Consider the following 12,209-nt stretch of genomic DNA (forward strand, 5'->3'; position numbering starts at 1 on the left):
TTGATCATCGCATAGGGCCAGGTCGCTGCCGCCCAGTCGGCGAACCGGCATTTCGCTCAGGCCGAGCGCAACCCTGGGCAACGTGGGCCGAACCGGGCACTCTCTAGGACGAGGCGGGCGTGGCTGAGTGGTTGAGGCAACGGTCTGCAAAGCCGTTCACGCGGGTTCGATTCCCGCCGCTCGCTCTGGTCGGAATAGGCGTTTCACCCGCCCGGGTGGAGCGCCTATTTCTCGTAGGCAGTCCCGGAACCCTGCACGGTCAGGCGCACGCGATCGCCGCGCGCGGGTGCCGCGATGCCGGTGCGGCGGACCGTGACGGTCCCGGCGCCCTCGGCCAGCTCGATGGTCAGGATGACATCGGGACCGCGGAAGTCGACCTCGGTCACCGTCCCGCTGTGCTCGGCGGTGACGACCTCGGCGGTGAGTTGTTCGGGCCGCAGCATCAGGGTGGTCTCGCCGGTGGGGGCGTCGCGCTGGACCGGGACCGCGCCGAGCGCGGACTTGGCGACGTCGGCCTCGCAGAGTGCGTCGAGCAGAATGCAGTCGCCGAGGAAGCGGGCGGTGAACAGGTCGGCCGGATGGTGATAGACCTGCTCGGGCGGGCCCACCTGGGTGAAGCGGCCGTCGCGCATGACGGCCACCTGTTCGGCGAAGCTCAGCGCCTCCTCCTGATCGTGGGTGACCAGGATGCTGGTCATGCCCGCGGCGCGCAGGGTGTCGGCGACCGCCTGGCGGGTGGTGGCGCGCAGGCCGGTGTCGAGGGCGCTGAAAGGCTCGTCGAGCAGCATCAGATCGGGCTTGCGGGCCAGTGCCCGGGCCAGCGCCACCCGCTGCTGCTGGCCGCCGGAGAGCTGGTGCGGCGTGCGATCGGCGTAACCGGGATCCAGCGACACCATCGCCAGCAGCTCGACGACGCGGTCGCGGTCGCGGTGACGGCGCAGCCGATCGCCCAGCCCGCGCCAGCCGGTGTGCAGGCCGTAGGCGATGTTGTCGGCGACGCTCAGGTGCGGGAACAACGCACCGTCCTGCGCGACGTAGCCGATCCGCCTGCGCTGTGGTGGCAGGCAGACATCGTGGCGCACAACGGTTTCCGCGCCCAGCTGCACGGTGCCCGTCTCGGGCGCCTCGAAGCCGGCGATCACCCGGAGCAGCGTCGTCTTGCCGCAGCCCGACGCGCCGACGACGGCCGCGGCGGTGCCGTCGGGGACGTCGAGATCGATGTGGTCGAGGACCCGCGTCGAGCCGAAGGTCTTCGACACCGCGCGCACGAGAAGCCGACTCATACCCCGGCCGCCTTTCTGGACTGGGTGAACAGCACATAGGTCACCGGGATCGCGGCGACGATCATGATCAGCGCGTACGGTGCGGCGCCGGCGTAGTCGAGTTCGCCCGACAGGCCCCAGAACTGCATGGCCAACGTGCGAGTTCCATTGGGCGCCAGCAACAGTGTCGCGGTGAGCTCGGTGGACACGGCGACGAACACCAGCGCCGCGGCCGAGGCGGCGGCGGGCGCGGTCATCCGCAGGGTCACCCGGAAGAACGTGGCCGAGGCCGATTCGCCCAGCGAGCGCGACACCTCCTCCAGTCCGACCGGCACCTGCGCCAGCCCGGCCCGCACGCTCACCAGCGCGCGGGGCAGGAACATCAGCGCGTAGGCGATCACGACCAGCGTCACCGTCTGATAGAGCGGCGGGGTCCAGCGGATGGTGACCGTCACCAGCGCGAGCGCGATCACGATGCCGGGCAGCGAGCTGGTGATGTAGTTCGCGCCCTCGATCACCCGGGCGAACCTGCTGGTCGAGCGCACCGCGATCCACGCGACGGGGAACGCGCACAGGGCGGTGATCAGCGCGGCCGCCGCCGCCAGACCGATCGTCTGGCCCAGCGCCTGCCCGATCACCGCGGTGTCCCAGACCGCCGCGCCGCCCAGCCACAACCAGCGCCCGATCGTCCACAGCGGCACGCCGAGCGCGCCGCCGACCACCGCGACCAGCACGCCGAACAGCGGAATCCGCCACCAGCCCAGGGCGATCGGCCGCGCCGCGCGCTGCGCGCCCGCGCCCAGCCTGGCGTAGCGCGCGTTCCCGCGCAGCAGCGCCTCGCCGCCGAGCAGCGTCAGACAGCACAGGACGAGCACACCGGCCAGCATGCTGCCCGCGGGTCCGGCGAAACTGCTCTGGTACTGCTCGAAGATCGCGGTGGTGAATGTGTCGTAGCGCAGCATCACGAACGCGCCGTACTCGGCGAGCAGGTGCAGACCGATCAGCAGCGCGCCGCCCAGGATCGCCAGCCGCAACTGCGGCACCACGATGCGCCAGAACACTTCCACCGGCCCCGACCCGAGGGCGCGCGCCGACTCCTCGACGGCCGGATCGAGGCGGCGCAGCGTGGCGGCCACCGGCAGATACACCAGCGGGAAGTACGACATCGTGGCCACGATGACCGCCGCCGACAGCCCGTACATCGACGGGAACGCGCTCACCCAGCCGTAGCTGTTGACGAACGCGGGCACCGCCAGCGGCGCGACCAGCACCGGACCCCACCACGCCCGGCCCGGCACGTCGGTGCGCTCGACCAGCCAGGCCAGCCCGACCCCGAGCACCACACACACCGGAACCGTCCACACCACCAGCGCGACGGTATTGGTGAGCAACTCGCCGACCCGTGGCCGGAACACCAGCGCGGCGGCTTCACGCAGGCCGGTGTCGAACAGCACCGAGACGATGTAGCCCAGGGGAATGAAGGTCGCCGCCGTCAATGTCAGCGCGACGAGCGTGACGAACACCCCGGGCCTGCCGACCCGGGGTGCTGTCGTCGATGCGGTCCGCAGGGCCACTTACAGCAGTCCCGCCTCGGTCATCAGCTGGGTGACCTTCTTCGAATCGAGCTTGCTGGGATCGATCGCCGGCGCCTGCAGGTCGGCCAGCGGTGGCAGCGCGGGGTTCGCGGCGACATCGCTCGCCACGGGGTACTCCATCGACGTGCCGTCGCGCAGGATCTCCTGGCCCTGCTTGCCGGTGATGTAGGCCAGGAACTTCTGCGCGGCCTCCTGCTTCTTGCTCGACTTCAGCACGCCGCCGCCGGACACGCTGACGAAGGCGCCGGGGTCCTGGTTCTTGAAGTAGTGCAGCGCGGTGTTCGCGCTGCCTTCCTTGGTGTTGGCCTGATCGCGGTACCAGTAGTAGTGGTAGATCACGCCGCCCTCGGGGTTGCCCGAGTTCACCGCCTTCATGGTCGCGACGTTGTTCTGCAGCGAGGTCGCGTTGGCCTTCATGCCCTGCAGCCAGGAGCGGGTCACGTCCTCGCCCTTCAGCGCGAGCAGGCCCGCGACGATCGCCTGGAAGTCGGCGCCGGAGGTGCCCGCGCCCCAGCGGCCCTTCCACTGCGGCTGCGCCAGGTCGAGCAGCGAGGCGGGCAGGCCCGCGGTCGGCAGCTTGTCCTTGTTGTAGACGAAGACCGTGGCACGCGCCGCGACACCGGTCCACTTGCCGGTCGACGGGCGGTACTGGGCGGGGACCTGGTCGAGGGTGGCCTTGTCGACGTCGGCGAACAGGCCCGCGTTCTCGACCAGTGCCATGGCCGGGGAGTTCTCGGTGAGGAAGGCGTCGGCGGGGGAGTTGGCGCCCTCGGCGACCAGCTGGTTGCCCAGCGCGGTGTCGCCACCCTGACGCAGGACGACCTTGATCCCGGTCTCCTTGGTGAACGCCGCGGCCCACTCCTTGGTGAGCGACTCGTGCTGGGCGTTGTAGACGGTGATCTCGTCGGCGTCGCCCGAGGAGGACGAGCAGGCGCTCACACCGAGCGCCGCCACCGCGATCGCCATCAGCCCGGCCAGGGGTTTCCAACTACGCGACGTCATCGCCGTCCTTCCACACAGGTACCCCATCCTATGATGAGGCTTACCTAAGCAAGATACCCCGCCTGACGTGCGTGGACGCAACGGCGGCCCGCCCCGGGTTCGGGACGGGCCGCCGGGGGCTCGATCAGTGCTTGGTGGCCGGCGCCGAGCAGATCTTCCAGGTGCCGTCTTCCTTCTTCAGATGCTCTTCGGTGCTGTCCTCGGTGTCGGGCTCCTCGCCCGCGACCGAGAGTGTCAGCTTGCCGACCACCGTCGCCTTGGCGGTGTCACCGGTGATGACGATGTCCTCGACGTTGTCGATGGTCACCGAGACCGTCGCCGAATCGAACTGCTGCCGCTGCTCGGGCGAGAGGTTGGCGATCTCGGCCCGGTCGGCCTCGCAGGCCAGCTCCGCCGCGGCGATGAACCCGTCCGCGTCGAGCGTGTCGTAGAAATCGCGGATCGCGACCTCGATCTTCTTGTCGTCCGAGGACAACGGGGTGCGCCCCTGGAGCGTCAGCACCACCCCGGTGACCAGCGCGCCGATCACCACCAGCGCGACCACGCCCAGCGCGATGAACAACCCGGTCCGCTTCTTCTTCGGCGGCTGCTGGGGCGGGAACACGTCCGGCGCTCCGGGCGGCCCCGGGGGCGGCGTCTGTCCCGGCCCGAACCCGGCGTGCGGGTACCCGGGCGGTCCCGAGGGCATCCCGGGCGGCTGCTGCCCGAACGGTGGTTGCTGTCCTTCTGGCGGATTCGTCAAGCCTCGCTCCTATGTCATCGGGGCGAGGCCCCGAAACCTGTGGAACCGTGCGTGAACAACCTGATTTCAAACGAACGAGGCCCCGACCGAACGGACGGGGCCTCGAAATGTGCCCTCGGCAGGATTCGAACCTGCGGCCTTCTGCTCCGGAGGCAGACGCTCTATCCCCTGAGCTACGAGGGCGGGATAGATGCCGGTCGCGGTGAGGCGATCGGGCAGCGACAGCGTATCGCATCGAGTGCGGTGCGCCAAAAACGGTGCCGGACCGGGCGGTTGACCCGGTCCGGCACTCGATCAGCTCAGTGGGAGCGGGCTGGCGCCGCGGGCGGCCAGCATGCTCTCCATCAACTGGGACTCGCCCGCTTGGGTCTTGGACATCTGCGCGGCCAGGGTGCGCACCTCGGTGGTGTCGGCGTGCTCGGCGGCGTAGTCGAGCATCGGCACACCGCCCTGGTGGTGGCGCAACATGAGCTGCAGGAACAGGGTGTCCATCGCGGCGCCGGTGGAGCGGCGCAGCGTCGTCATCTCCTCCTGGCTGGCCATGCCGGGCATCGACGTCATCGGGCCCGCCATCGCGTGCCCGGTGGTCGTCGCGGCACCGTGGCCGTGCGCGCCCGCGCCGTGGTCGGTCATCCAGCCCATGTAGCCGTCGACGTTCTGGTTCGGCTCGCCCCACAGCTGCAACCAGCCCTGCATCCGGCCGATCTGGTTCTGCTGGGTGGTGAGGATGTCGTAGGCGAGCCTGCGCACGTCGTTGTCGGTCGAGCCGATCAGCGCCGCGCCCGCCATGTCGACGGCCTGCGCGTGATGGGCCGACATGTCCTGGCTGAACCCCACGTCGACAGGGCCCGGCGCCGGAGTATCGGCCTCGTTCAGCGGCATCCGCAGCAGCACGCCCGCGACGGCGCCCAGCAGCAGCAGGCCGATCGCGCCGAGCACCAGGATCGCCCCGGCCGGGCGACGCGCGCCCGCCTCGGCCGCGGTGTCCTCGGGCTCGGGCGCGGTGTGGTCGGGGTCGACCGCGCTGTCGGTTCCCACTACTGGCCCGCGGGCTGGGTGCCCGGCATCTGGAAGCCGTCGGGCAGACCGGGCAGACCCGCGCCGCCGGGCAGACCGGCACCCGCGCCGAGCTCGGACTGGTCCTGGGTCAGGCCCTTGCCGTCCATCGGCACGGCCTCGGGGCCGTAGGGCGCCGGGTCGAACGGCGGCGGGTTGTTGGCGTCGAAGATCGGGTTCGAGCAACTCGCGCCGACCTCGGGGTAGGCGTAGGGGTTCTCGCGCAGGGCGGAGATGAACTGCTTGATCCGCGCGTCGTCGGCGGAATCGAGCTTGAGCTGGTGACCCCACGACTGCAGCGCGATCGGCGCGTCGAGTCCCGGGTAGGGCGACATCAGCGAGTACTGGCGGCCCTTGACGTAGTTCGACAGCTTCTCCACGCCCGCCGCGTCGACCTTGTCCGGGTTGTAAGCGATCCAGACCGCGCCGTGCTCGAGCGAGTGGACCGCGTTCTCCATCCGGATCGGCTTGGCGTAGACGGTGCCGGTGCAGTTGGCCCACGCGCCGTCGTGCGGGCCACCGTAGGCGGGCGCCTTGTCATAGGCGACGCGCTGGGCCGCGGTCACGTGCAGACCGGCCGGGTACTCCTGCTTGACGACGCCGCTGATCTTGGCCGAGGGGTCCTGGTTCTCCTTGGACGGCACCCATTCCTTGAGGTCGGTCTGGGCTTCCCGGATCGCGGCCTGGTCCAGGTACTTGGGCACCAGGCTGTAGGCCAGCAGGCCGATCAGCGCGACGATCGCGACACCGGCGCCCAGCAGGGCCCAGGGCACGTCGCGCTTCTTGTGCGGAAGGTTGCCCTTGCCGGGTTTGCGGGACGGAGACGACTTCCCCGCGGCCCGGACGGCCTTGGCTGATGTGGCGCTGGTCCTGCTCGGCATCGCTCGTTGTGCTCTTTCGACGTGTGGATCGGGACGTTCGTACCGGGCGGTCGTGGTTGCGAGGCGCCCAGCCAATAGGATAGAGACTCGTGACTCCAGCTGACCTTGCAGATCTCCTTCGCACCACCGCCGCGAAGGTGCTTGTCGAACGCGGACTGGACTCGTCGGTCCTGCCCGAGCAGGTCACAGTGGAGCGTCCGCGCAACCCCGAACACGGCGACTATGCCACGAATGTGGCGATGCAGGTGGCCAAGCGCGTGGGAACCAATCCGCGCGAACTCGCGGGCTGGCTGGCCGAGGCGCTCTCGGCGACCGATGGCATCGATGTGGCCGACGTCGCGGGTCCCGGCTTCCTCAACATCCGCCTGGCCGCCTCGGCGCAGGGCGCGATCGTCGCGCAGATCCTGGCCGCGGGCGAGAAGTTCGGCACCGGCGCCGCCCTGTCCGGCACCAAGATCAACCTCGAGTTCGTCTCCGCCAACCCGACCGGCCCCGTGCACCTCGGTGGCACCCGCTGGGCTTCCGTCGGTGACGCGCTGGGCCGCATCCTGGCCGCGCAGGGCGCCGACGTGACCAGGGAGTACTACTTCAACGACCACGGCGCCCAGATCGACCGCTTCGCCAAGTCGCTGGTCGCGGCCGCGCTCGGCGAGCCGACCCCCGAGGACGGCTACGCGGGCGAGTACATCCAGGAGATCAGCGCGAGCATCGTCGCCGCGCACCCCGACGCGCTCACCCTGCCCGCCGACGAGCGGCACGAACTGTTCCGGCGCGAGGGCGTGCAGCAGATGTTCGCCCAGATCAAGCAGGATCTGCACGACTTCGGCACCGATTTCGACGTGTACTTCAACGAGAGCGAACTGTTCGCCTCCGGCGCCGTCGAGCGGGCCGTCGAGGAGCTCAAGAACTCCGGCAACCTGTACGAGAAGGACGGCGCCTGGTGGATCGCCTCCACCGAATACGGCGACGACAAGGACCGCGTCGTCCTCAAGAGCGACGGCAACGCCGCCTACATCGCCGGTGACATCGCCTACTTCCAGAACAAGCGCGCGCGTGGCTTCGACCTGGCCATCTACATGCTCGGCGCCGACCACCACGGCTACATCGGCCGGTTGAAGGCCGCCGCGGCCGCCTTCGGCGACAACCCCGACACCGTCGAGGTGCTGATCGGGCAGATGGTGAATCTGGTCCGCGACGGCCAGGCCGTGAAGATGAGCAAGCGCGCCGGCACCGTGGTGACCCTCAACGACCTGGTCGAGCAGATCGGCGTCGACGCGGCCCGCTACTCGCTGGTGCGCTCCTCGGTGAACTCGAGCATCGACATCGATCTCGACCTGTGGACCAAGGCGAGCAGCGAGAACCCGGTCTACTACGTGCAGTACGCGCACTCGCGGACCAACAGCATCCTCGGCAATGCCGCCAAGTACGCCGAGTTCGCCACCGTCGCACCGGATTTCGCGCTGATGACCTCGGCGCGCGAAGGCGACCTGATCCGCACCCTCGGTGATTTCCCGCGCGTGGTCGCCACCGCCGCCGAGACCCGCGAACCTCACCGCATCGCCCGCTACCTCGAAGAACTGGCCGGTGTCTACCACCCCTTCCAGTCCGACGACGACATGCGCGTGCTGCCCAAGGGTGACGACGCCGTCACCCCGCTCAACGCCGCCCGGCTCGAACTGGTCAAGGCCACCCGCCAGGTGCTGGCCAACGGTTTGGCCCTGCTCGGCGTCAGCGCACCGGAGCGCATGTGACCACCGGCAAGCTTTTCAGGAAGGACGCACAACTGTGAGTGGTGCACACCCGGCCGGTCCCCGGCACGCAGAGATCCCGCACGCCCCGAGCCTGCCCGAGCGCCCGACCGATCCGCGCGAGATGATCGACCTGCCCGCCAACGTGTGGCCGCGCAACGCCGCTCGTGGCGAGGACGGCGTCGTGCGGGTGGCCGGGGTGCCGATCACCGAGCTGGCCCAGCAGTACGGCACCCCGCTGTTCGTCGTCGACGAGGACGATTTCCGCTCCCGCTGCCGCGACATGGTGCGCGCTTTCGGGCCCAACGCCCGCGTGCACTACGCGTCCAAGGCGTTCCTGTGCGGTGAGATCGCGCGCTGGATCCGTGACGAGGGGCTGTCGCTGGACGTCTGTTCCGGTGGCGAGCTGGCCATCGCGCTGCACGCCGGTTTCCCGGCCGAGCGCATCGCGCTGCACGGCAACAACAAGTCGGTGCCCGAGCTCGAGGCCGCGGTCGCCGCGGGCGTCGGCCACGTGGTCGTCGACTCGCTCTACGAGATCGAGCGGCTCGAAGCGGTCGCCGGTGCCGCGGGCGTAGTGCAGGACGTGCTGGTCCGGGTCACCGTCGGTGTCGAGGCGCACACCCACGAGTACATCTCCACCGCGCACGAGGACCAGAAGTTCGGTTTCTCGATCGCCGGTGGCGACGCCATGGAGGCGCTGGCCCGCGTCTTCGAGGCCGACAACCTGCGCCTGGTCGGTCTGCACAGTCACATCGGCTCGCAGATCTTCGAGCTCGACGGCTTCGAGATCGCCGCGCGCCGCATGCTCGGCCTGCTCCGCGAGGCCATCGACAAATTCGGTATCGAGCGCACCGCACAGATCTCCACCCTGGATCTGGGCGGTGGCCTCGGTATCTCGTACCTGCCGAGCGACAACCCGCCGCCGCTGGACGAGTTCGCCGCCAACCTGCGCGGTCTGGTCGCCGCCGAGGCCGCCCGCGCCGGGCTGCCCGAGCCGACCATCGCCGTCGAGCCGGGTCGCGCCATCGCGGGGCCGGGCACCGTCACGCTCTACGAGGTCGGCACCATCAAGGACGTCGAGCTCGACGGTGGCGCGCGTCGTCGCTACGTCAGCGTCGACGGCGGCATGAGCGACAATATCCGTCCCGCGCTGTACCAGGCCGATTACGATTGCCGTCTGGTCTCGCGCTCGTCGGACGCCCATGCGGTCGTCGCGCGTGTGGTCGGAAAGCATTGCGAGAGTGGCGATATCGTCATTCGTGACACCTGGATGCCTGCCGATGCGGGCCCCGGTGACCTGGTCGCCGTCGCGGCGACCGGCGCGTACTGCTACTCGATGTCGAGCCGCTACAACCAGCTCACCCGGCCCGCGGTGGTCGCGGTGCGCGACGGTGCGTCGCGACTGATTCTGCGCCGGGAAACGGTGGCGGACCTGCTCAGCCTGGAGGTGGAATGATGAACGCATCGCGGAGCGATTCGATCGGGGACGCGGGGCGCCCGCTGGGTGTCGCCGTGCTCGGCATGGGCACAGTGGGTACCGAGGTCGTCCGCGTGCTGCGCGACCACGCCGACGACCTGCGCTCGCGCGTCGGCGCGCCGCTGGTGCTGCGCGGCGTGGCCGTACGCGACCTGAGCAAGGACCGCGGCCTGCCCGCCGAACTGCTCACCACCGACGCCGAGGCGCTGGTCGCCCGCGACGATGTCGACCTGGTGGTCGAGGTCATGGGCGGCATCGATCCCGCCCGTGCGCTGATCGGCGCCGCCCTGAGCGGGGGCAAGTCCGTCGTCACCGCCAACAAGGCGCTGCTGGCCGACTACACCGGTGAGCTGGCCGCCGCCGCCGAGCGCAGCCGCGCCGACCTGTACTTCGAGGCCGCCGTCGCCGGCGCGATCCCGGTGGTCCGTCCGCTGATCCAGTCGCTGTCGGGTGACCGGGTGAACCGCGTGGTCGGCATCGTCAACGGCACCACCAACTTCATCCTCTCCGCGATGGACGAGACCGGCGCCGCCTACGACGACGTGCTCGCCGAGGCGACCGAGCTGGGCTACGCCGAGGCCGACCCCACCGCCGACGTCGAGGGCTTCGACGCCGCCGCCAAGGCCGCCATCCTGGCTTCGCTGGCCTTCCACACCCGCGTGACCGCGGCCGATGTGTATCGCGAGGGCATCTCCAAGATCACCGCCGAGGATCTGGAAACCGCCTCCGCCGTCGGCTGCACCGTGAAGCTGCTCGCCATCTGCGAGCGCGTCGCGGCCGGTCCGGGCGAGCCCACCTCCGCCGAAGGCGGCAAGGACCGCGTCTCGGTGCGGGTGTACCCGGCGCTCATCCCGCGCAAGCACCCGCTGGCCTCGGTCAACGGTGCGTTCAACGCCGTCGTCGTCGAGGCCGACAACGCCGGTAGGCTGATGTTCTACGGTCAGGGCGCCGGTGGCGCGCCGACCGCCTCGGCCGTGCTCGGCGACCTCGTGATGGCCGCCCGCAACAAGTTCTACGGTGGCCGCGCTCCCGGCGAGTCGGTCTATGCTGAGCTGCCGATCGCGCCGATCGGGGACACCCCCACCCGCTACCACGTGAACCTGCAGGTGGCGGACCGGCCCGGCGTGCTCGCCGCGGTGGCCGACACCTTCGCCCAGCACGGGGTGAGCATCTCCACCGTGCGTCAGCAGGGGCACGGCGACGGCGCCCGGCTCGTGGTCGTCACCCACCATGCGGTGGAGTCCTCGCTGGCCGATACTGTCGCGGCATTGGCGGACATGGATTCCGTCACCTCCGTGACCAGCGTTCTCAGACTGGAAGGCACCGAAGAATCATGAGCACCACTGGCATCGCCCCCCAGCTCGGCGTGCACTCGCGCTGGCCGGGTCTGATCGCGGCCTACCGCGACCGGCTGGCCGGTGCGGCCGACTGGGAGCCGGTCACCCTGTTCGAGGGCGGTACCCCGCTGGTCCCCGCGACGCACCTGTCCGAGCTGACCGGGTGCGAGGTGTACCTCAAGGTCGAGGGTGCCAACCCCACCGGTTCCTTCAAGGACCGCGGCATGACGATGGCGATGACCGACGCGAAGTACCGCGGCCAGAAGGCCGTGCTGTGCGCCTCGACCGGCAACACCTCGGCCTCGGCCGCCGCCTACGCCACCCGCGCGGGCATGGAGTGCGCGGTGCTGATCCCGCAGGGCAAGATCGCGATGGGCAAGCTGGCCCAGGCCGTGATGCTGGGTGCGAAGATCATCCAGGTCGAGGGCAACTTCGACGACTGTCTCGAGCTGGCCCGCAAGGTCACCTCGGACTTCCCCGAGGTCGGGCTGGTGAACTCGGTGAACCCGGCGCGGATCGAGGGGCAGAAGACCGCGTCGTTCGAGATCTGCGATGTGCTGGGCAAGGCGCCCGATGTGCACGTGCTGCCGGTGGGCAACGCGGGCAACATCACCGCCTACTGGCGTGGGTACCGCGAGTACCACGCCGACGGCATCACCTCGGGGCTGCCGCGCATGCTCGGCGTGCAGGCCGCCGGTGCGGCCCCGCTGGTCAACGGCGCGCCGGTGCGTGATCCCGAGACCGTGGCCACCGCGATCCGGATCGGCGCCCCGGCGTCGTGGAACGGGGCGATGGAGGCCAAGGAGCAGTCCGGTGGCGCGTTCCGCGCGGCCACCGACGAGGAGATCCTGGCCGCCTACCGGCTGGTCGCGGCGACCGAGGGCGTCTTCGTCGAGCCCGCGTCGGCGGCGAGCGTGGCCGGTCTGCTGGCCGCTCGCGCGGACGGCTGGCTGGATTCGGGCCTGACCGTGGTCTGCACGGTGACCGGCAACGGTCTCAAGGACCCCGACAACGCGCTGGCCGGCATGCCCGAGGTCAAGCCGATCGCCGTCGACCCGGTGGCCATCGCCCACGAGCTCGAGCTGGCCTGAGTTGAGCGCACGCGA

10 protein-coding genes and 2 tRNA genes are annotated in these 12,209 nt (G+C 70.1%); 5 read left to right on the plus strand and 7 right to left on the minus strand.

What is annotated here, in order from left to right; genetic code table 11:
• Positions 1–113: 113 nt before the first annotated feature.
• Positions 114–185, plus strand: a tRNA-Cys gene (locus Q7X29_RS08175).
• Between the two features lie 39 nt (positions 186–224).
• Here Q7X29_RS08175 and Q7X29_RS08180 read toward each other — a convergent pair.
• The 7 genes from Q7X29_RS08180 to Q7X29_RS08210 all read right to left on the minus strand — a co-directional run bounded on the left by Q7X29_RS08180 (position 225) and on the right by Q7X29_RS08210 (position 6,538).
• Positions 225–1,283 carry an ABC transporter ATP-binding protein gene (locus Q7X29_RS08180; protein ID WP_218721202.1) on the minus strand — a complete coding sequence of 353 codons (1,059 nt, stop codon included), beginning with the start codon at positions 1,281–1,283 and terminating at the stop codon, positions 225–227.
• Positions 1,280–2,836 (minus strand): ABC transporter permease, encoded by a 1,557-nt coding sequence (locus Q7X29_RS08185; protein ID WP_394358665.1) that lies wholly within the window; start codon positions 2,834–2,836, stop codon positions 1,280–1,282. The genes Q7X29_RS08180 and Q7X29_RS08185 overlap by 4 nt, the downstream gene beginning before the upstream one ends.
• Positions 2,837–3,859 carry an iron ABC transporter substrate-binding protein gene (locus Q7X29_RS08190; RefSeq protein ID WP_218721201.1) on the minus strand — a complete coding sequence of 341 codons (1,023 nt, stop codon included), beginning with the start codon at positions 3,857–3,859 and terminating at the stop codon, positions 2,837–2,839.
• Positions 3,860–3,983: 124 nt separating this feature from the next.
• The gene (locus Q7X29_RS08195) at positions 3,984–4,601 is read right to left on the minus strand and encodes an Rv0361 family membrane protein (RefSeq protein ID WP_316573684.1); all 618 of its coding nucleotides are present in this window, start codon (positions 4,599–4,601) and stop codon (positions 3,984–3,986) included.
• 110 nt (positions 4,602–4,711) lie between these two features.
• Positions 4,712–4,784, minus strand: a tRNA-Arg gene (locus tag Q7X29_RS08200).
• A 111-nt stretch (positions 4,785–4,895) separates the two neighbouring features.
• Positions 4,896–5,639, minus strand: a complete 744-nt coding sequence (locus Q7X29_RS08205; RefSeq protein WP_316573685.1) for a DUF305 domain-containing protein — start codon at positions 5,637–5,639, stop codon at positions 4,896–4,898.
• The gene (locus tag Q7X29_RS08210; protein ID WP_218721198.1) at positions 5,639–6,538 is read right to left on the minus strand and encodes a DUF3105 domain-containing protein; all 900 of its coding nucleotides are present in this window, start codon (positions 6,536–6,538) and stop codon (positions 5,639–5,641) included. The genes Q7X29_RS08205 and Q7X29_RS08210 overlap by 1 nt, the downstream gene beginning before the upstream one ends.
• An 89-nt stretch (positions 6,539–6,627) precedes the next feature.
• Here Q7X29_RS08210 and argS point away from each other — a divergent pair, with 89 nt between their 5' ends.
• Genes argS through thrC form a run of 4 tightly spaced genes read left to right on the plus strand, consistent with a single transcriptional unit; the run spans position 6,628 to position 12,194 of the window.
• A complete protein-coding gene (gene argS, locus Q7X29_RS08215; RefSeq protein WP_316573686.1) occupies positions 6,628–8,289 on the plus strand; it encodes an arginine--tRNA ligase in 1,662 nt (553 codons plus the stop codon).
• A 34-nt stretch (positions 8,290–8,323) separates the two neighbouring features.
• Positions 8,324–9,745 carry a diaminopimelate decarboxylase gene (gene lysA / locus Q7X29_RS08220; RefSeq protein WP_316573687.1) on the plus strand — a complete coding sequence of 474 codons (1,422 nt, stop codon included), beginning with the start codon at positions 8,324–8,326 and terminating at the stop codon, positions 9,743–9,745.
• On the plus strand, positions 9,745–11,103 hold the full coding sequence (locus Q7X29_RS08225) for a homoserine dehydrogenase (RefSeq protein WP_316573688.1): 1,359 nt from the start codon (positions 9,745–9,747) through the stop codon (positions 11,101–11,103). Before lysA ends, Q7X29_RS08225 begins: the two co-directional genes overlap by 1 nt.
• A complete protein-coding gene (thrC, locus tag Q7X29_RS08230; protein WP_316573689.1) occupies positions 11,100–12,194 on the plus strand; it encodes a threonine synthase in 1,095 nt (364 codons plus the stop codon). The genes Q7X29_RS08225 and thrC overlap by 4 nt, the downstream gene beginning before the upstream one ends.
• Positions 12,195–12,209: the final 15 nt, after the last annotated feature.

It is taken from the genome of Nocardia canadensis (assembly GCF_032656385.1).
GTDB lineage: Bacteria > Actinomycetota > Actinomycetes > Mycobacteriales > Mycobacteriaceae > Nocardia > Nocardia canadensis.